Raw genomic sequence first — 22,710 nt, 5'->3', positions numbered from 1 at the left:
TGAGGAAGCGCCCCTCGGAGATGCGGCCTGAACATCCTACGCTAGCTATTATGGGCAACGGATCGTGTAGGGCTTATGCCGGGACTGCCCGTTACAGCAGATCAAGCGGTTTTTGCCTTCCTGTTTGATGGAAGGGAAAAACAACAAGAGTGGCACCGCGGGAGTATAACCTCTCGTCTCTTTTTCACAGGAGACGTAGAGGTTTTTTTTATTTGAAAGGAGTAGAAATTTAGATGAGTTACAAACACCAGGTCGCTGAAAAGATTGCCGCTGCGCTTTCCTCGATGGGCGTAGACACACTGACCAAAGAAGCCGTATACGGCATGCTGGAAACACCACCAAACTCTGCGATGGGCGATGTTGCCTTCCCATGCTTCCAATTGGCAAAAGCATTGCGCAAAGCTCCACCGATGATCGCAGCAGAGCTGGCTGGACAGCTCTCCGGTGCACCATTGCGCGAATCGCAAGCAGTTGGTCCATACGTGAACCTGTTCCTGGATCAAGAAAATGTGGCAGAGCAAGTAATCGGAACCATCCTTACCCAAGGCAGCACATACGGAAGCAGCAATGTCGGTGATGGACGCAAAGTACCAATCGACCTCTCCTCCCCAAATATCGCGAAGCCGTTTTCCATGGGACACCTGCGCTCTACTGTAATCGGAAACGCGATTGCCAACATCATGGAAAAGCAAGGCTACGAGCCAGTGCGCATCAATCACTTGGGTGACTGGGGAACGCAGTTCGGTAAACTGATCGTTGCGTATCGCCTCTGGGGTGACGAAGCAAAGGTAAAGGCAGAACCGATCAAGGAGCTGCTCAGCCTCTACGTTCGCTTCCACGAAGAAGTCGAAAACGATCCTACGCTGGAAGACCAAGGCCGTGAATGGTTCAAAAAGCTCGAGGATGGCGACGAAGAAGCACAGCATCTGTGGAAATGGTTCCGTGATGAGTCTCTCAAGGAATTCATGAAGATTTATGACCTGATGAACGTAGCCTTTGACTCTACACATGGTGAAGCATTCTACAATGACAAAATGGATCGCGTCGTTACGTTGCTCGAGGAAAAAGGTCTCTTGACTGAATCCGACGGTGCGATGGTCGTGAACCTCGATGAATACAACATGCCGCCATGCCTGATCAAAAAATCAGACGGCGCTACCTTGTACGCAACGCGTGATCTGGCTGCTGCCCTCTTCCGCCACGAATCGTACGATTTTGCAAAAGCGCTCTATGTCGTAGGAAACGAGCAACGCCTCCACTTCCAGCAGCTCTATAAAGTGTTGGAAAAAATGGGCTATGCGTGGTCCGCAAATATGCACCACATCCCATTCGGCATGATGCTCAAGGACGGCAAGAAAATGTCCACCCGTAAAGGGAAAGTTGTTCTCTTGGAAGAAGTGTTGGCACAAGCCATTTCTGATGTCCAAAAAGTCATCGAAGAGAAAAACCCTACGCTGGCCAATAAAGAAGAAGTGGCTCGTCAAGTCGGGGTAGGCGCAGTCATTTTCCATGACTTGAAAAACTTCCGCCTGAATGATGTCAACTTCTCCTGGGAAGAGATGCTGACCTTCGAAGGGGAAACAGGACCATACGTGCAATACGCACACGCGCGTGCATGCTCGCTGCTGCGTAGAGGTGGCTACCAGCCAGCAACAACAGTGAACCTGGCTTCCGGTGCACTCGACAGCAAAGAGGCTTGGGCAGTGATTACCCTCTTGAACGCGTTCCCAGAGGTAATCGAACGTGCTGCCGATCACTTCGATCCGTCGCAAATCGGCAAGTATGTAATCGACCTGGCGCAAACGTTCAACAAGTTCTATGCGAATGTACGCATCCTGGCTGAAGAAGAAGATGTGAAAGCATCCCGTCTCCAGCTCGTAGCAGCAGTCGTTGCTGTACTGAAGGAAGGTCTGCGTCTGCTCGGTCTGGCTGCTCCAGAAGAAATGTAAGAAAGAATACGAAAAGCCGGTTGCCTTCCTCTTTTGGGGAAACGCCGGCTTTTTTGATTGTCCCGTGTCATCATCATTCATCTGTGCGATAATGAAACGATGGCAGATGAATGAGGTGAGCAACGATGGGAAGAAGTGTACATTTTGGCAAATCGGATTTTACCTTGCGTCTCACTGGCTTGCATACGCTCTTAGCCTTGAAGAACACGATCACGCTACCTTATCAATCGATCAAGCATGTCGAGGTCGGTTCTTTTGTTCCGCCAAAATGGATGTTGCGCTTGCCAGGGACGTCGATTGGACCTTTGAACATATATGAAGGAAGCTTTCAGCATCGAAATGAATGGTACTTCCTTTCTTTTGCCCAGACGGATTCGTTGTTGATCCTGGAGGTAGAGGGTCATGTCAAATATCAGCACGTCATTGTACAGTTGGAAAACCCAACAGAAGTAGCAGCCACACTGCGAAAACACTTACACGAACAGTAGTTCTCCTCATAAGCGATCACGCCTTCATGGCAAAAGCCCCGACATATCCACGTTCGGGGCTTTTACCTATGCATATGAGAAGTTTACATCGTCAAATTTTCATAGATCACTGACATCCCCATGCCACCTGCCATGCACAGCGTCACCATGCCATACTTCTCCCGTCTGCGGATCATTTCGTTCATCAATGTCACAGTCAATTTGGCACCAGTTGCTCCCACGGGGTGACCCAGGGCAATCGCGCCTCCATTGACATTCACCTTGCTCGTGTCTAACTCCAAGCATTTGATGACAGACAAAGCCTGAGCGGCAAATGCCTCATTCAATTCGATGAGCCCAATGTCACCCAGCGTCAATCCCGCTTTTTCCAGTACCTTTTGCGTGGCGGGAACTGGTCCGATCCCCATCACGTCAGGTTCGACTCCTGCGCTGGCAAAAGCCTTTATTTTCACGAGCGGAGTCAACCCCGCTTCCTCCGCCTTTTCACGAGACATCATCAATACAGCGGCTGCACCGTCATTCATCGGACACGCATTTCCGGCAGTGATGGTTCCTTCTTTTTGAAAAACACTTTTCAGCTTAGCCAGCTCTTCCAGCTTAATATCATGGCGCACGGATTCATCCTGCGCAAAAACACGGGTGCCTTTGCGATCCTTGATTTCGATCGGTACGATCTCATTCGTGAACGTGCCCGCTTCGATTGCTTCCGCTGCTCTTACGTGACTCTCATAGGCATAACGATCCTGCTCTTCACGGGAAATACCGTACTGTACAGCCAGCCTTTCTGCCGTCATCCCCATATGCTCACCGGTCAGCGAACAGATCAAACCATCGGACAAGAGAGCGTCCTCCATGGACAAATTGCCGAATTTGCTGCCCCAGCGGTTCTTCACGAGGTAGGGAACACTGCTCATGGACTCCACTCCCCCTGCAATCACCACGTCCTCTTGACCTGCTGCTATCGCTAGCGCACCGTTGCCAATCGCCTTCAATCCTGAACCACACGCTTTGATGACGATGTGACCATAGACATTGCGTGGAAATCCCGCCAGATGCGAGCTGATACGTGCAGCATTGAGTCCTCCCCCGTGTACGTACCCATTGCCAAAAATCACTTCATTAACCTGTTCCTTCGGCAAATCAACTTTATTCATCAAGCCTTCCAACACTTGCCGCCCCAGCTCTGTTGCTGGTACGTCACGCAGGCTTTTTCCGAATGCACCCACAGCACTGCGCACACCCGCGACAATGACCACGTCTCTCATGCTACAGCTCCCCTTCGTTTTTACGCCATTACAGTACACGGTTCAAAAATTCTCTCGTGCGCTCTTCTTTCGGGTTGTTGAAAATTTCTTGGGGTCTAGCCATCTCGATGATCTTGCCTTGATTCATAAACGCAACCCAATCGGCCACTTCCTTGGCGAACCCCATTTCGTGCGTCACAATAATCATCGTCATTCCTTCTTGCGCGAGCTGTTTCATTGTCTCCAGCACTTCCCCTACGAGCTCTGGGTCAAGCGCTGAGGTTGGCTCGTCGAAGAGCATGATCTCAGGCTTCATCGCCAGCGAACGAGCAATGGCCACGCGTTGCTTTTGTCCACCGGAGAGACTGGACGGGTAGGTGTCTGCTTTTTCAGAAAGACCTACCTTTTGCAGCAGCCGGAGCGCTTCCTGCTTCGTTTCTTCCTTGTCCGCTTTCTTCGCAATCAGCGGTGCCTCCATGATGTTTTCCAGAACGGTTTTATGTGGAAACAGATTGAAGTGCTGGAACACCATTCCTACCTTTTGCCGTACTTTGGTCAAGTCATCCTTTTTCGGATCGATGCTTTTCCCTTCGATATAAATCTCTCCGCCGTCCTTGATCTCCAGAAAATTAATGCATCGAATCAATGTGCTTTTCCCCGACCCACTGGCACCGATCAAAACGACGACCTCGCCCTTTCCGACTTCCAGGGTAACATCCTTGAGAACTTCCACTTTTCCGAAGCTTTTCTTCAAATTTTGCACGCGTATCATTTCTCTTTGCTTTTCCATCGTCTTTCCCCTCCGCTTTACGCCTCTCCTTTTGCCAGACGCTTCTCCATGATGTGGACCACATACGTAAACGCCATGACAATAACCAAGTAATAGAGCGCCACAATCAAAAAGTACGTCATTTCATCAAAGGTTTCCGCAGACAAGCGGCGGGCCAGTGAGAACAGCTCATCCATGGCAATGAAAGCGGCCAGAGACGATTCCTTCAAAGACAAAATAAATTGGTTGCCAAGCGGCGGGATCGACCGTTTCATCGCTTGCGGCAAAATGATCCGACGCATGGTCTGACGAGCAGACATACCCAAAGACAGCCCAGCCTCCATTTGTCCTTTATCAATCGACTGAATAGAGCCCCGGAAAATCTCTGCGATATAGGCTCCGCTGTGAATCGCCAGAGCGAGCGCTGCCGACCAAAATTGACCGAGGTCAATGATTTTGTAAAAACCGAAATACAAAACGAAAATTTGCACGACCAGCGGCGTACCACGAATGATCATGATGTACGCATTGGCGATAAAACGTGCTACTGGAAGCTTGGATACCTTTAACAAGGCGACAAACAATCCGATAATCGAGCCAACGATAACAGAAGCGATTGTCAACTGAAATGTCAGCAGCAACGGCTTCCAAAAAAACGGCAATGTGCGGAAAAACTCTTCTGTCAGATGGGCAAAACTGGGCACTTGATGCCACCCCTCACTCGTAATGGAATATACTCGTCATACCAACTCACTACTCGGCTTTGCTGATGTCGCGTTTGAAATACTTTTCGCTCAATTTAACATAGGTACCATCCTCCATCATTTGCTTGAGCGCTTCGTTGATCTTGTTCAGCAATTCCGTATTTCCTTTGCGCACTGCGATTCCATGCTTGACTTCCGAGAGTGGCGACCCGCTTTTCTTGAGCTTCAAGCCTTGCGTAATGGCAATCTCCCCTACGACGCTATCTGTAATCACGACATCGTGTTTTCCCTGCTCCAAGGCACGCAGAGCCGTTACATCGCTGTCATACGTTTTGATGTTATCCGTATACTCCCGAGCCATCTTTTCATGTGTAGTGCCGAGTGCCACTGCCACTTCTTTGCCTTTTAATCCTTCCAGCGTGCTAATCGTCCCATCCGGGCGAACGAATAGTTGACCACCGGACAAGTAGTACGGGTCTGCGAAATCAACCTGCTGCTTCCGCTCTTCTGTAATCGCATGGCTGGCAATCGCTGCGTCGTAGCGTCCTTCCTTTACCCCTGCGATAATGCCGGAAAAAGGTGATGTTACTGGCTTTGGCTCAAGCCCCAAGCGTTTGGCGATCTCATTGCCAATCTCGACATCAAATCCGGTCAATTGACCATCCTTGAAGTAGCTGAATGGTTGATATTCACCGGAAGCCGCGTAAACAAATACGCCTGCCTCTTTTGTCATAGACGATACATTTCCAGCAGGAGCCCCACCCGCTTGACCTCCCGCACTGTTAGTGGAAGCTCCTTCGCTACATCCGCTTACAAGTAGTGACAACGAGAATACGACTCCTGCGATTGTTTTCCATGTTTTTTTCATCTGTTCCATCCCCCAATTCTATTTGTTCGCGCTTACTTTTTCATTACTCCACCATTTGTAAATTTTCTGAAATCATTAAAGGTGCTCCAGTATTCGTGATGACATTCTCCAAAGTGTACGGGTACATTACCTCTGTCAAAAGCAAGCCTCTTTGCGTGACCTCGATAACGGCCCTCTCGGTGATAATGAGATCGACGCAGCCCTTCGCCGTCAGCGGCAATGTGCACTCCCTGCGTATTTTGGGCTCACCTGCTTGATTGACATGGCTCATGAGCACGATCACTTTTTTGGCGTAATAAGCCAGCTCCGCTCCTCCACCAACTCCATGTACGCGTGAGCCAGGAACAATCCAGTTTGCCAGATCTCCTCGGCGATTCACCTGCAAAGCTCCGATAAACGCTGCATCCAGCTTTCTTCTTCGGATCATGCCATACGCGATGGTGCTGTCGAAATACGATGCCCCCGGAACAACCGTAACAGGTGCTCCACCTGCGTTGGAAACATGCTGGTCCTCTTCTCCCTTTAATGGCGTAGGTCCGACACCCAAGATTCCATTCACTGAGTGAAACATGACTTGCCATTCATACGGGATAAAATCAGCGACGAGCTCAGGTATCCCGATCCCCAAGTTCACTGCCATTCCTGGAGCGACCTCTTTAGCTGCACGCCACGCAACCATATTTCGCTGATCCATTTCCAACCCCATTAGCTGTTCCCTCCGCTACGAACCACGATATAATCCACAAAAATGCCGGGCGTCACGATTTTATCCGGGTCCAGCTCTCCTGCTGGAACGATCTCCTCCACCTCAGCAATCGTGATATCTGCTGCCATCGCTACTAGCGGATTCAAATTCCTTGCCGCCTTGTCATAAATGAGATTTCCGTAGGTGTCCGCCTGTTTCGCATAGACGATTCCTACCTCCGCTGTAAGGGCGGCCTCAATCTGACAAGTTCTTCCGGCAAAAGCAAACGGCTCTGCTCCTTCCATTCGCTCTCCTCTCACATGTGCATCTACAACGATTCCCGGAATGCCAACACCTCCTGCCCGAATCTTTTCTGCGAAAATTCCTTGTGGACAAAATGTCACTTCCAGCATTCCGTCCATCATTTGTTGACCTGCCTCGGGATTGGAGCCAATATGTGTAGTTATCAGCCGCCTCACCCGTCCATGACTGATCAGCTTTCCGATCCCGATTTCCGGATACCCCGCATCAATTCCGATGAGTGTCAAACTTTGCACGCCTTTGTGCAAGATCGCATCAATCAAGTGTGCTGGGGAGCCAATCGTGCCGAATCCGCCATACATCAGCCGCGTGCCATCCAGAACATGCTCCACTGCTTGTTCGTGCGTCACCAGTTTTGATAACATCGCATGCATTTCCTTATCTCTTATTCTTGGGTAGATCGCTTACGTCCCACTATGTAATAGCAACTCTTGTGCCAAGCCTCAAAACGGCAAGAAAGCACAATCAAGGTAAAAGCAATTCCTATTGCCGAGTCGAAATAGACTCACTTTTGAATCGAAAAGGCAGGAAAAGTCTAACTTTTCGCTCGAATCGATTTCGACTCAACTAATTTTAAATTCGACTCACTATACAACTATCAATTTCATCTTGTACAATCAGTTGAAAAACCGGGGAGCTACTCAACATGGAAAAAGCTGCGGAGATACTAGCACTGTCTTCTGTTGATCGTTTTATTGACATCCTGAACACACTGGCAGATGGCATATTCATTGCTGATGCGCAGGGAACTACTTTATGGCTAAACAATGCTAGTGAAAACCTGTGTGGTCTACCAAAAGCCGAACTCATCGGGCAAAACGTATCCGACCTTGAAGAAATGGGGATTTTCAGCCCTTCTGTCACCCGCTTGGTTTTGGAAACGGGAAAACCGACCACAACCATTCAGCTCGTCAATAATAAGGGGAAATTTCTGGTGACTGGACATATCATCCCGGATGAGGAGGGGAGACCGGAGCTGATCGTTTCCCACTCACGCGATATCACGGAGGCAGCCCGTGCCAGTTCACAACTAGAAGAGACGGTCGCTTTGCTGAAGAGGTACAGCGAAGAGATTCAGCTCATGAAGTGGGAAGCGAGCCAGAGCTCCTCCCAAACCTTGATTGGCAACAGCCGTTCCTATCTCGCCCTGCTGGAATTAATGAAAAAAGCAGCCCCTGTCGACACGACCGTATTTATTACCGGTGAAACAGGTGTAGGAAAAAGCTATCTTGCCGAGCAAATCCACCTGTTGAGCGAACGAAGCAGCGGGCCATTCGTCCACGTCAACTGTAGCGCCATTCCTGAAACCTTGATCGAGTCAGAGCTGTTCGGCTACCACAAAGGGGCCTTTACGGGGGCGAGTCATTCAGGGAAAATCGGATTAGTGAAAATGGCGGACAAAGGGACGCTTTTCTTGGACGAAATCAGCGAGCTACCCTACCACTTGCAATCGAAATTACTGCTGCTTTTGCAAAACAAAACGTTTATGCCGATCGGCGGCACGAAAACATATACAGCTGACATCCGCATCATAACGGCAACCAATGCCAACCTTCAGGAGCTCGTGCGCCTGGGCAAATTCAGACACGACCTGTACTATCGTCTTAATATTTTGCCAATCAATGTTCCGCCATTACGGGAGAGAAAGGACGATATTTTCCCGTTACTCCACCACAATTTACAGCGTTTCAATAGCAAGCATAACCAGAAACGGCGTTTTTCCCCGGAAGCGCTGGATGTTTTGCATCAGTACGAATGGCCTGGAAATGTGCGGGAGTTGGAAAATTTGGTAGAACGAATCGTTATTACGTCCAAACTGGATGAAATCCAAGTCAGTGATTTGCCAGAAGAACTGCGGAGTATTCGGGAGCTGGAGGACGGAATTCTTTCGCTCGGTTCTCTTTCTCTTACAGAGCGGATGGAGAAAATAGAGATGGAATTTATTCTGCAAGCATTGCGTACACACAAAACGACTCGCAAAACAGCAGCGGCCCTCGGCATAACCCAGTCCCTACTTATGCGGCGGATTAAAAAGTATGAGATTCAACTGGATTCTGAGGAAGAATGATTGGGAAGCTGAGTCAACATTGTGGAGGAGAAGAAAAAGCACAAGTCTCTTCGACTCTGACACGCCCGCAAGGGTGATTGACTGCCCGTCTCCACTTCAAAAAGGGGACCGTCGAGCCAAAGCCACCCTACGGGCGGACGTTTCTCAGGGGAGAAGTGTTCGACAACCAGGTCCCCTTTTTGAAGTTCCGACTGGGTAGGCGTTGTCAAGGTCTGCGAGCCCTGTGCTTTTTCTTCTCACCAGCTTTGTTGGTTCATCGTTACCCTCTAACCTTAAGATCCTTTTCAGTATAAGCTGAGGGATAATCTTCACAACGCTCAATACTATAGCTGATCGTTCGTATACAATCTTATTGGTATAAAAAAGGAGCGCTATCTCGCAGCGCTCCTTTTCTTTCTTGGATTACTCCTCAATCTTCTTTGCTTTCTTGCCAAACCACGTGTTCGCAACCAGCTCGACTACTTGCTTCGGCAATGATTGTGGTGCTTGTATTTCCATTCCGGCCTTGTCCACTGTGCGGTACAGCAAAGCTTTGTCATCTGCTGGGTCTGACATGGTTTGCAGTGTCCACTCACCGATTTGTCCGGCGCTTGTCCACTCTTCGATCATCAGTTGATACTCTCCCGGAGCCAGCTCGATGTAATCCTCGTCTGTCACATCCACAATCGCATAGCCATCATGCTCGATTTCAGCATCGTATGTATTTCCGTTCGCCGCTTCGTACAGAGCGAGCTCCTCCGGGTTATTCAAGTTTTCTGTAAGATGAGTAAAATCCGCAATCGTCACCTTAATACGCTTTTTCATAGGTACCCCTCCCGTGTTGAACACATCATTTCACACTCTACCACAACATGGTCAGCCCTGCCAATTGTCTCTAAGCAGACGAACATGTTTGATTTCTTCGCGATGTCCCCCTTCTGAGCCTCTCGCCGTTTCCAGGACGATGGGAAGTCCTTGCAATTCGGGTGTTTGCAAAAAGGTGGCGATGGCTGCATCACCGATCATCCCTTTTCCGATGGAGGCATGCCGGTCTCGAAAGGAACCACTCGGATAAACGGAATCGTTCAGATGAACGGCACGCAAGCTCGTGAAATAATCGAGCTCACGCATGTGATCGGCTACCTCCCCCCAATCATTCCCTTTCCACAATCCGCTGGCAAATGCATGACACGTATCTAAGCAAAAGCCTACCTTCTGTGGCTCAGCAAACAATTGTCGAACCTGTGTAAGCTCTTCGAGTGTCGTGCCCATCCGGTTGCCTTGCCCGGCATTGTTTTCGATTAACAGCTGGGCTTTTCCATTCCAGCCATCCAGTATTTGATTGACCATCTGGATCATGATTTTGTAACCGGTTAGTACATCAACGCCTTTATATTGGCCAAAATGAACAACCACGCCCAACGCTCCACAAGCTTCGGCAATTTCAAGGTCATTTCGTACGGAGCCCACTGTGACGGCGAATAGCTCCTGCTCCTCGACGCAAAGATTCACCGGGTATGGCGTATGAGCGATCGATAGCATACCGTTTTGCTGACAAAACGAGCGACACCGCTCTGCGTCCCGGGCATCGAATTGCTTGACACCTAAGCTTCTCGGGTTTTTCGGGAAAAATTGAAATGCTAACGCTCCTTCTTTGTATGCAGTTCTTGCCGCCTCCTTGTACCCATGACGAATACTGACATGACAACCGATTTGCAAGGCAATCCCTCCTCTCTCGCTAGCTTCTTATCATTTTTCCCTCTGTCCCTTTTTCTCAATCGAGCACTTGCGTATCCCTGTCAGATCGAATAAACTAAAACTAAACCGAACGTTCAGTCTAGAATAAGGAGCTTTTCTAAAATGTCAAAGCGTCGTCTCGATGGGGAGAAAACCAAACAACATATCGTAGAGAAAGCCACCGAGTTATTTTCTCAGAAAGGCTATTCAGCCACTTCCATTGAGGACATTTGCCAAGCAACTGGAGCGAGTAAGGGCAGCCTCTATTACCACTTCAAAAACAAGGAGCAGTTGTTCCTTCATCTGCTTGAAAAGCAATACAACGAATGGGTAGATCTGTGGCAGGAAAAAGAAAAAGAATTCGAGACATCCATCGATAAACTGTACGGCTTAGCTGCTTTTTTCCTGGAGGATTTTTTGTCCCACCCTCTAAAAAAAGCAGGCGAAGAGTTCTCCGGTAGCCAGCTCGCTGATCCAGTCATTTTGGAACAAGTGCTGGAAATGCTCGGCTCCACGTATACCCTCTATACTTCCCTCTTCCAAGAAGGAATCGACCGAGGCGAGTTCGCTCCATGCGATCCCGAAGAAATGGCGATGATACTGGAGGGGCTCATGAACGGAATCATTAACGTAGGTTATCAAATGGATGACGAGCGTCTTCATGCACTGTTGAAGAGGAGCATTGACGTTTTGCTGCATGGCATTATTGCCAAGTAGCATTTTTTTCACCTTTAATTAGACCGGACGTTCGGTATAACTTTTTGGGAGTGATATGACCTATGAAAGGTCTTTGGGGAAACAAAGTTTTTCTCACCGTTTTTATCACGGATACATTAGAAAATATCGGTATATGGATTCGGAACATGGCCTTGCTCTACTATGTGATGGAGACGAGTGGCAACAATCCGACTGCCGTATCGCTCTTGACCGCTATCGAGCTTGCACCGATCCTGGTTTTTTCGATTATTGGCGGGGCATTGGCTGATCGCTGGAATCCGAAGCGAACGATGATAGCCGGGAACCTGTTAAGCGCCCTCTCTGTTTTGGTCATCGTGTATTTGCTCTGGCAAGGAATGTGGATTGCTGTATTCTTTGCGACATTTATCTCTGCTGTGGCGTCGCAGTTCTCCCAGCCTTCTTCTGCCAAGATGATGAAGCGTCATATTCCTGATGAGCAAGTTGCCGCAGCTGTGTCCATTTCACAAAGTACAGGTTCTATTTTTCTACTGCTTGGCCCGATTGTCGGTACTTTCTTCTTTGAAAAGTGGGGCATCTACCCTTCCCTGTTAACGATGGCTGGCCTCTTCTTCGTCTCGGCACTGATTCTCTTGACGCTCCCTACCTCAACTGCCACTGCAACAGAAGAAGGCGGAACCCTCCTTTCTGAGATTAAAGCAGGTTTTGCCTATGTAAAAAAGCGACCAGCCTTGCGCGGGATCGCGATTACCTTTGCATGTCTGGGGTTATCCTCGGGGTTTATTAATTCGCTAGAGGTATTCGTGGTCACGGATCGTCTTTTACTCTCCAAAGAAGCCATTCAATGGTTTACTGCTTTAGACGGATTGGGGATGCTGTTGGGCGGCATTATTGCTTCCATTTACCTCGATCGCCTGAATGGTCGCTGGATTATTACAGGTGGATTAATCTTCTTCGCGCTCTCTGTCGCCGTAGAAGTTCTCTCTATTTGGGTATACGTAACCGCAGCGATGCGCTTTTTCACCGGAATTGGAATGGCATTTTTACAGATCGTGATCAGTACGTTCATGATCAAGCTCGTTGATGAAGCGTTTATTGGACGAGTGAATGGAACGATTTCACCGCTCATGATCGGACTCATGATGGTCGGTTCTTTTTTGGCAGGCCCACTCATGCAGATAACTTCGTTGATCACGGTTTTTCTGATAGCATCCGTAATCATTTTACTCGCTGCATGGGGATGTGCACGAATCAAGTGGGATTCGCCAGAGGTTACACCAGATGGGGCTAGCCATCTGCTCGAACACAAACAAGCGCAAACTCTATTGTAAGAGAATGCGCCCAAGCAAAAAGCTGTCCACCATACGGACAGCTTTTTCTACTAAATGCTATGTTTTTACAATGAGGAGTGGTGTTTTCGTACGATGAATCGTTTTAAATGTAACACTACCAAGCAGCGTACCTGCAACTGCACCTTGACCATGATGACCGAGCACAACCAGTCCAGCGTTGATTTCTTCTGCCGTCTGGCGGATCACAGTAGCTGGATCTCCAACCACAACCTTGCTTTCAAAAGGAAGCGATGCAGCTTCAAGCAACTCCTCGCAAGGTTTTAGCGTTTCACGTCCCCAACCTTCGAGTGTATTCATGTTATCCCAGCCTACGCCGTACACACCTGCGTATGTGACTGGTGGGATGACTACGGACAGGAGCGTATACGATACATCCGGGAGATGCTGCCCCATCTCGATGGCTTTTTTCGCAGCTTCCATCGAATGATCGGAGCCATCTACTGCAATGAGTACTTGATTCCAAGGGAAACGACTCTCATCTGTCTCCTCCGCAATGAGGAAGACCGGAACTTTGACATCGTGGAGTGTCGGATAGCTGACGCTTTGCAACAGGAAGCCTGTAATGCGACCGTAGCCATGTGTACCCATTACGATGGCAGCATAGTCATTCGCTGCGTGCTTCGCAATGACTTCATGCGGCTCTCCGAACTCAATCTCCAGTTCATAGGTGATACCGGCTTCTTCTACGATCGACAGGAATTTTTTCAGATCATCTCTTGCTTCATCCAATTGATAATCTTCAACGACCTCTCGTCCCAACCTTCTGACAACATTGCGTGAAGGGAACGGCGGGATGGCATGAAGCAATGTGATATCATGCTTATTTTTGGCGTAGGCCAGCGCGAAGCGGACCGCCTGAATGGACTGCGCTGAGAAATCGACAGGGACTAGAATACGGGACATAATGACACGTCCTTCCTCTTTTTCATCTGGCAAATGTGGTGTTACTCTATGTATCCATCTGCCTTGAGTTCATTGTAGCCCTGTGAGCCCTACGTGTATGTAGGGGTATTCCCTGATCTTGGTAGGGATATTCCCTGATAGGGAGTCCTATTCTTTCCTTTGTTCTAGTCCATGATAGCTGTGATAAAAATAGTAGGCTTTTCACTCAAATCAATATCCGTAATCTCATGATCATCCACCATCCGCCGATTCGCCTGCTGGTCTCTTCGAATGACCCGAACGACTGGGCGCGAAGGCAAGCCTCTATTTTGGTCAATGATCACACCGATCTCTCCTGTCGACAGCTTCAGCGAGGTTCCTGTCGGGTACATGGCAATCGAGCGCAAAAAGTGAATGACCATTTTATGATCAAAGCGTTTCTCCGCGAGCCCCATGACTTTTTCGCAAGCCTCATACGCTGGCAACGTCTCCTCTTCCTCTGAGAAAGGCGAGATGAGATTATCATAGTAGTTGCAAATCGCAACAATCTTGGCGAAATCATGAATCTCATCGCCAGTCAATCCTCGTGGCTGCCCACTACCATCCACCCATTCATGATGCTGCAAAGGAACGTGTGCGGAGACAATGCTCATTTCATGTTTTTTTCGCAACAGATTAAAGCCCAGCCACGTATGATGATTGGTTTTGCTGTTCTTTTTGTAGGCTGGGGCTTCCTTGTCGACTGACAGCTTTCCAATGTCATGCAAGAGGGCTCCGATGGCGAGCTCTTTTAATTGAGCCGAATTATAGCCTAAACCTACGCCCATTACGGTTGCCATCATGCACACATTCAAGGAATGAATGTACATAGCGTTGTCATTCGTGCGAATTTCTCCCAGATTCAAGAGCACGCGGCGATTTCTCAAGGTTTCGTCGATAATACTTCCCACTGATTTTTGAATACCGCGGACATCAAAATTTTTTCCAGTCTGTACACACGAAATCGCTTGCGACAGATTGCGGATGGCGTCCTTCCGAGTAGTCTCCGTGACGACCTCCTGCTCTTTCACTTCATCGAGCAGCGGGTCTTTGATGCTTAGCATCGTGACGCCAAACCGACGCAATTTATTAATCATTCCGACAGTCAGTTGGACACCTGCATGCAAGAGCGTCAAGCCCTCGCTTGTATAAATGCTTCGAGCCAAAACGTCCCCTGGCTCTACTAGGTCTACATTCACATATTTCATGGGGTCTTTCCTCCTGATTCCATCCTCCCCTGATGCTTCTTCCCTATCTTCGCTTTGGAAAAACCTTTTTCGCATGATTTTGCCGAAAAAACATCCACGGGACAATGCCTCCTCATTTTTCACTTGTTCCTGCCAAGATCAAGCCATGTACAAAGCCCAGAAAATTGGGCGCGTGCATCCTGGTAGCCTTGCCGGTAATAATGCTCGAGCTTCTCCTCTTGACGTTCAAAACCTCGTAAAAAGGTACCCGCTGGTGGTGCGATGACAAACGCTCTGCCTTCCTTCTGCATCTCTTTGACCTGCTCTATAGCCTCGCAATAGATGCGAAAATGGCGAATGAACGCCTGGCACAAGCTCGTACTTCTGGAAAAAAGACGCTCGACACGCGAAAGCTTGCGCATCCATTCACCTGGTGGACAAGAAGAAGTCAGCACAATAATATGCTTTTGATTGCCATCAAGAATGGACTTCATGAAAGGTACCGGATGCACAATGCCCCCATCCCATAGCTTACGTCCATTGACCGTAACCTTTGGTGATAGAAACGGAAGACTGCACGAAGCTCGAATCACATGGAAAATATCCTCACAGTCGTCTTTCGTAAAGTAAACGGCTTCCCCTGTCGCGCAATCCGTTGTGACGACGACAAACTGTTCCTTTGCTTCACGAAACCGATCAAAGGCGAACGGCTCCAGCTTGTAAGGCATTTCATTGAAAATAAAATCCATGCCAAACAGCGAGCGCTTCGTAATTAAGTTTTTATAGTGAAAGTAACGGGGATCGTGAATGTATTTCGTATGATAAATCTTGCCCAATCCGCACTGCCTCGCCAAGTATGCCGCTCCATTGCACGCACCTGCTGACACGGCAATCACATACGGGATGTAAAGCTCCTGCTCCATGAAGTAATCCAGAACGCCAGCGGTATAAATCCCACGGCTTCCCCCTCCCTGCAAAACGAGTCCGACCTTTTCCATACCAATCACCCATTTGATGTCATTTACCCGTAGTATGAATGGTTGCCCAACGAAACATGCAGGGCGGAATCGTGCCAATCAAAAAACGACCCTCAAACGGGGTCGCCACTCAATCGTCTTTTTTCATCATACTGTACTCATCACGGACCATTGCTACGTTTTCCCCTTGCTGTGTCAACTCCAGCTTATAGAGGATATCGGCAAGCACCACCGCATAGATCAAGGTTAATTCCCCGGTATTGACAGGCTCTCGAAAGTAACTCCTGATCATCTCATAGCCTTTTCGCTTAAAGGATTCGGTATCTTCCGCTTCCAGTGCTTCGCATAGCTCTTCAATCAGATCATCCAGTGCCAGCCTTGCGCGTTCATAGACATCTGGCTGGTCATGTGATAAAGCGTCTGACTCTTTGGTCGTACCCACTTACCCTCCTCCTTCTACTCCTAGAGTGGGGCACGTGAAGAGGCTTTATGCAGATTCTTGTTCCGTTTTCTTCGCAGGGGGAACTCGGATTCCCGTCAGCGCCTGAAACAGTACGCGTTGGTACTTCTTCTCGGCATCAGGATCAGGCCGATCCAGTAGTGTTCCGACCACCGCCCCTAAAAAGCCGAGTGGTATGGAGACCAATCCAGGATTCGTCAGTGGAAATAGAGGCTCCACACGAATAAGTCCAGTTAAGGGATGCATAACAGTCGGTCCTAAAATGACAAGGACTACCGATGCCGTTAACCCTGTCAGGACACCACAAATCGCTCCCCGCACGGTAAACCGCTTCCAATACAACGTAAACAACAGCAGTGGCAAATTGGAGGATGCTGCTACGGCAAACGTAAGCGCAACGAGAATCGCCACGTTCATTTTTTCTGCACCGATAGCCAGCCAAATGGAGATCACGCCCACTGCAACTGACGATAGCTTTGCCATGGTGACCTGTTCTTTTTCCGATGCCACCCCTCGCCTGATCAGATGACTGTAGACATCATGCGCGAACGCAGAAGAGGCGGAGAGCACGAGTCCTGTCACGACTGCCAATATCGTCGCGAAGGCAACGGCAGCAATATACGCCATCAAAAACTCTCCACCAAGAGCATCCGCCAAGAGCGTGACCGTCAGATTCCCCCCGAAGCCTACATTTTTCAATGCCTCGTAGCCTACAAACGTACTCGCTCCGAATCCGAGAAAGATCGTCATCAAATAAAAAGCGCCGATGACCCAAGTTGCGGTGTAAATCGAATTACGAGTCGTCTTTGCATCCTTGACAGTGAACAACCGGGAGATAATATGAGGGAGACCAGCGGTACCGAGAATCAAAGCCAAATGCAAAGAGATCGTTTCCAGCGGATCATGAAGTTGATTACCCGGCTGTAAGAACTGTTCCTGAAGAGGGGTAATCGTACTCACATGTGAAAACATTTCGGAGAAGCTCCAATCAAAACGGGCAAGCACAATCAGACTTAGGATCAATGTCCCTGTCAGGAGCAAAATTGCTTTAATAATCTGAACCCAGGAGGTCGCTACCATCCCGCCGAACACCACGTAAAATGTCATTAGGCTCCCGACAATCAGGACAGCCGTATCGTAACGAACTCCCAATAAATAATGAATGAGGGCACCTGCCCCAACTAATTGCGCTAGCATGTAAAAAATCGTAATTAATAGAGTCGTACAGGCAACAACGCCACGCAACCAAAGACTGTCAAACCTGACGGCAATCGCGTCTGCCAACGTATAGCGTCCCAAATTATGCAACGGCTCGGCAACTAAAAACAAAATAATCAGATAAGAGACAAAAAAGCCAATCGCATACACGAACCCATCAAAGCCGTACATCGCAATCGTTCCCGCAATCCCCAAAAACGAGGCAGCACTCATGTAATCGCCTGCAATGGCAATGCCATTTTGTAATCCGTTCAAGCGATTTCCTGCTGCATAGAAATCTTTCGTCGTCCCCGTCTGTTTGGCAGCCGAATAAGTGATAGCCATCGTTCCGATAATGACGGCAAGGAAAAAGATGATCGTCGTCACGGACAATACCTCTCCCTTCTTGCAAAAATGAAAAAAAGACCAGGGGTTAACCCCAGCCTTCTCTTCGTGGCATGAGCTTCCTACGTTTACTGTTTCTACGCTGAATCTTTCATTCCTGTATTCGCTTTCACCAAAATTTCATCGTACTTCTTATCATCACGGGAGCTGGACAACAAGGTCCCGATCCATGCTGCCAAAAACCCTAACGGGATCGAGACAATGCCCGGATTCGGCAACGGGAACAGTGCTTCGCCGACCAAAATGGCTTTTCCAGCTACAGGATTCCAAACGTTCGGACTCAGCGCAACCAGAATGAGAGAGCTGAACAGACCGACAAGCATCCCGCTGATTGCTCCTGCCGTATTGAACCTTTTCCAGAAGATCGTGAACAAGATCACTGGTAGATTTGCACTCGCCGCTACTGCGAAAGCCAGGGCAACAAGGAAAGCCACGTTCAGATTTTGCGCAAACAAGGCGAGCAAGATAGAGACAATCGAGACTCCGACAGATGCCCATTTGGCCATCTTCATTTGCTCCTTTTCTGTTGCTTTTCCTTGGCGTAATACATGTCCGTAAAAGTCGTGTGCGAAGGCAGAAGCCGCAGTCAGCACCAGCCCGGCCACTACTGCGAGAATGGTAGCGAAGGCAACCGCAGATACGAAGGCGAATAAGAAGTTCCCGCCTAATGCTTGCGCTAAAAGTGGTGCTCCCATGTTGCCCGCAGGGTCCATATTCCCCGCACCGACAAACGCTGCTGCACCGAAGCCGAGGAAGATCGTCATGACATAGAAGGCGCCAATGATCCATGTCGCGTACACGACCGATTTGCGAGCTGTTGTGGCATCCTTAACGGTGAAGAAACGAATCAAAATATGCGGCAATCCCGCTGTTCCTAGCACAAGCGCGAGATTCAGTGAAATAGTATCGAGCCCCACTTTAAACTTGTTGCCAGGATTGAGGAATTGGTCTCCCAATGGTGTCGCCGTCTTCATTTGCTCGAACATTTTCAAGAGATTAAAATCGAATTTGGCGAAAACCATCATGGAGATGATGAATGTCCCGACCATCAACAAAACTGCTTTGACGATTTGCACCCACGAGGTTGCCGTCATCCCACCGAACACGACGTAGATCGTCATCAATGCCCCTACGATTAATACGGAGGTCGTGTAATCCAGCCCCAATAGCAGCTTGATCAAGGCACCTGCTCCGACCAATTGCGCGATCATATAAAAAATCGAGATGGCAATCGAATTGAGAGCGGCGACACCACGAACCTTTTTATTGTCAAAACGGGCGGCTATCATATCAGCCATCGTGTATTTTCCTAAATTACGCAAAGGCTCTGCTACCAAGTAGAGCACAACGAGATACGCGACAAGAAAACCGATACTGTAGAAGAAGCCATCAAACCCGCTCAACGCAATCATCCCTGCGATCCCAAGGAAGGAAGCAGCCGACATGTAATCTCCCGCAATCGCAAGGCCGTTTTGCCAACCCGTCAAGCCTCCTCCGGCGGTATAAAACTCACTAGTCGTGTTCGTCTTTTTTGAAGCGTAAAAGGTGATGACAAGTGTCAAAAGAACAATGACAAGAAAGAGTAAAAATGCAGTAACGTTCATTAGCCCCTTCCACCTGCCTCTTGTTTGATTTTCTCTACGAGTTGATCAAACTGCTCTGCCCGCCTGGTGTACAGGATACAGAGACCCCATGTCATGACGAACTGAGCAAAGGCAAATACCCACGCCCACGAAATAGCTCCAAACGCTGGTTGATTCAATACGGTGAAGTAGGAGGTTAAAATCGGAAGGGTAAAGTAAAATACGAAGAAAAAAATAGAAGATGGCAAAATAAACGCTTTTTTTCTTCTCAAGAGCTCTTTAAAAGTGGCTGACTGAATCACTGCGGCATAATCAACAGCGTCCTTCTTCTTATCCTCGGCTTTTTTTGCCGAAGCGGATTTGCCCATGGGAACCTCCCCCTCATCTACAAAATGTAAGCGCTTCCTACATTGTAGAGAATCCTTTTCTACCCGTGTATTTTTCTGCGTAAGATGTCGGGGAGAGTGTGTCAGTGGCAGATTTTTAACCACCATCTGCAAATGATTGAGCAACAGGCTACTCCTCGAGACGTTTGAGCAAATCCTTGGCGGAGGTCCGGGATACGGGGATACGCGGTCTTCCTTCTCCCTTCAAAATCAGATTGTAGGCTCCGTTGAACCATGGTTCGAGCTCGCTCACAAATTGAAGATTGACCAGATAGCTTTTGTGGGTACGAAAAAAGTCGTATGCGAAAAGCTTATCCGCCAGTTGTGTCAGAGTCATCCGCGTTGCGTAGGTTGCTGTTTGGGTGACGATTTGCACATATCGCTCCTCCCGTACTGCATATACAATCGTCGCTGGATCAATGACGACTAATCTGCTATTGTCTTCTACCAACAGCTTGGTTCGTTTTGGCTGGACAGGGTCTGCTTTCGGCTTGACCAGACGCTCGCGTATCCGTTGCATCGTTTCGACCAGCCGCTTTGGCTCTGTAGGCTTCAACAAATAATCGACGGCGTACAGCTTAAACGCATCGATAGCAAATTCCTCGTACGCGGTACAAAAAACGATCAGGGGATGCTGCTTGCGTGATGCGAGCATTCTTGCTGCCTGTGCCCCTTCCAGTTCAGGCATTTTCATATCGAGGAAGACGACATCCGGTTCGTGCACATCGACCATTTCCAACAGCTCTCGCCCGTTGGTGGCATAGGGCAACAGTTCTACGTCTCCTTCTTGTAGTAATAAATAACTCAGTTCTTCGCGTGCTAGTCGCTCGTCTTCTGCAATCATGACGCGTATTGGCATCAGGCACTCACCTCTTTTGTAATCGGAATGGTAAAGGTAATCGTACTGCCACCTTCTTGTTTATTGGCAAAATGAAGTTGGGCATCTTGTCCGCACAAGCTGATCAGACGCTGGTTGACATTATGGATGCCAATTCCGTTGCCCTCCTTACTCTCCATTGGCACCTTTCCCAGAACTGGCAACAAGTTGTCGGGAAAGCCTTCGCCATTATCTTCGATTTGAAAAACAACGTGCACATCCTGCCGTTTCACATGAAGGATGATCTCACCGCCGTTCGTGATGTCGCGAACACCATGCTGAATGCAATTCTCAAATAACGGCTGCAACGTGCCAGGAGGAATAAGGGCTTCCTCTACCCCCGCATCAATGATGGTGCGAACGGCGAATTGCTCGGAAAATCTGATTTTGATAATTTCCAAATAAGCATGCAGGTGATCCAGCTCCTGTCTCACGGTGACAAGGGGACTCGCTGTGAGCTTCAGGTTGAATCGCATGAACACGCCAAGCTGAATGGTCATATGCCGAGCTAGCTGCGGATCAATTCGTATCAAGGTCACAATGGAATTCAATGTGTTGAACAAAAAGTGAGGATGAATCTGTGCCTGAAGCATTCGCAACTCTGCATCCTTCATTAATCCTTTCATTTGCTCCGTGAGAGATAGGGTCAATTGATTGGAGATTAGGTTGCCCAGCCCTTTTGCTAGTGCTTCCTGGACTTTTCCGATTTGTTGTGGCCTCCGATAATAGAGTTTGATCAGACCAACGACGCTGTCCCCCTCTTTAATCGGCACGAGAATCGCTGCATGCAGGTTGCAATTTTTGCGCTTGCACCCGACGCTCTCGCGCGTCAATCCTTTGTCAATTCCACCGCTATACAGAGCCCGCTTATCGAGCTCACTATGGAGCGCTTCTCCCGGATGATGATGATCTGCCCCCACTCCAACGTGTGCTAGAAGCCGTTCTCGATCCGTCACCGCAACGGCTGCTGCTTTCGTTTCTTTTTGTAAGACAAGGGCTGCTGACTGAGCCGTTTGCGGTGTGAGCCCCCTTTTCAGATGTGGCAAAATTCTTTCCGCTATCGTAAAGGAACGCTCCGCCTCAATGGCAGCCGAACGTTCTGCCTCTTGCAAGGCCACCCGGATCATCGTTGTAAAAATCGCAATCGAAACACTGTTCGTCAGCACCATCGGAATCCCAATCACGTTGACCATCGTTCGCGCCAACTCGGGCACATCCGCCATGATCAATAAAAGCGACATCTGAATAATAGGTGCGAACATGCCGATGAACATGGCTTTGGACGGAGAAATAACCCGCTCCTGCGAGAAAAAACGTGCTACATATCCTGCCAGCAACCCCGTGATCGGGATCGACAAGCCCATTGATGCTGCGGCGAATCCTCCCAATTGAAAGACATGAAGCCCAGCAATGACACCTGCCCCCAGACCAACGAAAGGCCCGCCGAGCAAACCACCAATGACGACCCCTACCAAAGTAGAGTTGGCGATAATTTCGTCATGTGACAAACGAAATATCCAAAATGCAGGAAGATAGCTCTCCCCTTGCACGACCACTCCTGCATATGTACCCGCAATCCCAAACAACCCGAACATGACCGAAAATGCGATTGACGTCCCTACGTGCAATTCACGGTCTAAAAGCTGGCGAAACAACGGTGTCCTTGTCAAAATAAATGCTAGCGTCAAAAGAATACCCATTCTTTCAATGAGCAATAACGTGAGATTGTCCACCGCAGCCTCCCTTAGTTTAAATCTTCTATAAATTCCGCATATTACCCGCAATTCCCTGCTGGACAGACAACCTCGCTAGGCTGATTGCATACGCTGTGTGTGCAATGCTTCAGGAGAAGGGTGA

At 48.8% G+C, this 22,710-nt stretch carries 22 protein-coding genes; 5 read left to right on the top strand and 17 right to left on the bottom strand.

Annotated features, from left to right (window positions below; genetic code table 11):
- Positions 1-233: 233 nt before the first annotated feature.
- Together argS and HP568_RS04900 are read left to right on the top strand one after the other, a co-directional pair.
- Positions 234-1,949 (top strand): arginine--tRNA ligase, encoded by a 1,716-nt coding sequence (gene argS / locus HP568_RS04905; protein WP_048032423.1) that lies wholly within the window; start codon positions 234-236, stop codon positions 1,947-1,949.
- 125 nt (positions 1,950-2,074) lie between these two features.
- A complete protein-coding gene (locus tag HP568_RS04900; RefSeq protein WP_173628494.1) occupies positions 2,075-2,437 on the top strand; it encodes a hypothetical protein in 363 nt (120 codons plus the stop codon).
- Positions 2,438-2,520: 83 nt separating this feature from the next.
- Here HP568_RS04900 and HP568_RS04895 read toward each other — a convergent pair whose 3' ends face one another.
- Genes HP568_RS04895 through HP568_RS04870 form a run of 6 tightly spaced genes read right to left on the bottom strand, consistent with a single transcriptional unit; the run spans position 2,521 to position 7,393 of the window.
- Positions 2,521-3,702: a thiolase family protein gene (locus HP568_RS04895; RefSeq protein ID WP_173628493.1), complete on the bottom strand. Its 1,182-nt coding sequence runs from the start codon at positions 3,700-3,702 to the stop codon at positions 2,521-2,523.
- Positions 3,703-3,730: 28 nt separating this feature from the next.
- Entirely contained in the window at positions 3,731-4,471 is a 741-nt protein-coding gene (locus HP568_RS04890) for an amino acid ABC transporter ATP-binding protein (protein ID WP_305852940.1), read from the bottom strand.
- Between the two features lie 17 nt (positions 4,472-4,488).
- Complete coding sequence (locus tag HP568_RS04885; RefSeq protein ID WP_048032419.1) at positions 4,489-5,154, bottom strand: amino acid ABC transporter permease; 666 nt, start codon at positions 5,152-5,154, stop codon at positions 4,489-4,491.
- A gap of 49 nt (positions 5,155-5,203) precedes the next feature.
- Positions 5,204-6,022 (bottom strand): ABC transporter substrate-binding protein, encoded by an 819-nt coding sequence (locus tag HP568_RS04880; RefSeq protein WP_048035774.1) that lies wholly within the window; start codon positions 6,020-6,022, stop codon positions 5,204-5,206.
- A 43-nt stretch (positions 6,023-6,065) separates the two neighbouring features.
- Entirely contained in the window at positions 6,066-6,728 is a 663-nt protein-coding gene (locus tag HP568_RS04875) for a 3-oxoacid CoA-transferase subunit B (protein ID WP_048032418.1), read from the bottom strand.
- The gene (locus HP568_RS04870; protein WP_082196042.1) at positions 6,728-7,393 is read right to left on the bottom strand and encodes a CoA transferase subunit A; all 666 of its coding nucleotides are present in this window, start codon (positions 7,391-7,393) and stop codon (positions 6,728-6,730) included. The genes HP568_RS04875 and HP568_RS04870 overlap by 1 nt, the downstream gene beginning before the upstream one ends.
- A 281-nt stretch (positions 7,394-7,674) precedes the next feature.
- Between HP568_RS04870 and HP568_RS04865 the strand changes: the two genes are divergently transcribed.
- Positions 7,675-9,096: a sigma-54 interaction domain-containing protein gene (locus HP568_RS04865; protein WP_173628492.1), complete on the top strand. Its 1,422-nt coding sequence runs from the start codon at positions 7,675-7,677 to the stop codon at positions 9,094-9,096.
- A 402-nt stretch (positions 9,097-9,498) separates the two neighbouring features.
- Here the strand turns inward: HP568_RS04865 and HP568_RS04860 are convergent, their stop codons facing one another.
- Entirely contained in the window at positions 9,499-9,900 is a 402-nt protein-coding gene (locus HP568_RS04860) for a hypothetical protein (RefSeq protein ID WP_173628491.1), read from the bottom strand.
- 51 nt (positions 9,901-9,951) lie between these two features.
- Positions 9,952-10,794, bottom strand: a complete 843-nt coding sequence (locus HP568_RS04855; protein ID WP_173628490.1) for a deoxyribonuclease IV — start codon at positions 10,792-10,794, stop codon at positions 9,952-9,954.
- A gap of 141 nt (positions 10,795-10,935) precedes the next feature.
- Here HP568_RS04855 and HP568_RS04850 point away from each other — a divergent pair, with 141 nt between their 5' ends.
- Positions 10,936-11,529: a TetR/AcrR family transcriptional regulator gene (locus tag HP568_RS04850; RefSeq protein ID WP_048032404.1), complete on the top strand. Its 594-nt coding sequence runs from the start codon at positions 10,936-10,938 to the stop codon at positions 11,527-11,529.
- Between the two features lie 62 nt (positions 11,530-11,591).
- Positions 11,592-12,839 carry an MFS transporter gene (locus HP568_RS04845; protein ID WP_173628489.1) on the top strand — a complete coding sequence of 416 codons (1,248 nt, stop codon included), beginning with the start codon at positions 11,592-11,594 and terminating at the stop codon, positions 12,837-12,839.
- A 57-nt stretch (positions 12,840-12,896) separates the two neighbouring features.
- Here HP568_RS04845 and HP568_RS04840 read toward each other — a convergent pair whose 3' ends face one another.
- The 9 genes from HP568_RS04840 to HP568_RS04800 form a co-directional block, all read right to left on the bottom strand.
- Positions 12,897-13,763 carry a universal stress protein gene (locus HP568_RS04840; RefSeq protein ID WP_048035772.1) on the bottom strand — a complete coding sequence of 289 codons (867 nt, stop codon included), beginning with the start codon at positions 13,761-13,763 and terminating at the stop codon, positions 12,897-12,899.
- A gap of 164 nt (positions 13,764-13,927) precedes the next feature.
- Positions 13,928-14,989: an HD-GYP domain-containing protein gene (locus HP568_RS04835; RefSeq protein WP_048032402.1), complete on the bottom strand. Its 1,062-nt coding sequence runs from the start codon at positions 14,987-14,989 to the stop codon at positions 13,928-13,930.
- 119 nt (positions 14,990-15,108) lie between these two features.
- Positions 15,109-15,966 (bottom strand): patatin-like phospholipase family protein, encoded by an 858-nt coding sequence (locus HP568_RS04830; protein WP_048032401.1) that lies wholly within the window; start codon positions 15,964-15,966, stop codon positions 15,109-15,111.
- A gap of 109 nt (positions 15,967-16,075) precedes the next feature.
- Entirely contained in the window at positions 16,076-16,387 is a 312-nt protein-coding gene (locus tag HP568_RS04825; RefSeq protein WP_173628488.1) for a hypothetical protein, read from the bottom strand.
- A gap of 45 nt (positions 16,388-16,432) precedes the next feature.
- The gene (locus HP568_RS04820; protein ID WP_375154922.1) at positions 16,433-17,995 is read right to left on the bottom strand and encodes a solute symporter family protein; all 1,563 of its coding nucleotides are present in this window, start codon (positions 17,993-17,995) and stop codon (positions 16,433-16,435) included.
- 89 nt (positions 17,996-18,084) lie between these two features.
- A complete protein-coding gene (locus HP568_RS04815; RefSeq protein WP_056490073.1) occupies positions 18,085-19,611 on the bottom strand; it encodes a solute symporter family protein in 1,527 nt (508 codons plus the stop codon).
- Positions 19,611-19,958 (bottom strand): DUF485 domain-containing protein, encoded by a 348-nt coding sequence (locus tag HP568_RS04810; protein WP_056490072.1) that lies wholly within the window; start codon positions 19,956-19,958, stop codon positions 19,611-19,613. Before HP568_RS04810 ends, HP568_RS04815 begins: the two co-directional genes overlap by 1 nt.
- Before the next feature lie 148 nt (positions 19,959-20,106).
- The gene (locus HP568_RS04805; RefSeq protein ID WP_173628487.1) at positions 20,107-20,835 is read right to left on the bottom strand and encodes a LytR/AlgR family response regulator transcription factor; all 729 of its coding nucleotides are present in this window, start codon (positions 20,833-20,835) and stop codon (positions 20,107-20,109) included.
- Entirely contained in the window at positions 20,835-22,586 is a 1,752-nt protein-coding gene (locus HP568_RS04800) for a LytS/YhcK type 5TM receptor domain-containing protein (RefSeq protein WP_173628486.1), read from the bottom strand. Before HP568_RS04800 ends, HP568_RS04805 begins: the two co-directional genes overlap by 1 nt.
- Between the last annotated feature and the right edge of the window lie 124 nt (positions 22,587-22,710).

The organism is Brevibacillus sp. MS2.2, assembly GCF_013284345.1.
Classification (GTDB): Bacteria; Bacillota; Bacilli; order Brevibacillales; family Brevibacillaceae; genus Brevibacillus; species Brevibacillus brevis_C.
Note: the sequence above shows the minus strand (reverse complement) of the source record. Positions and strands in the feature narration are given on the sequence as shown.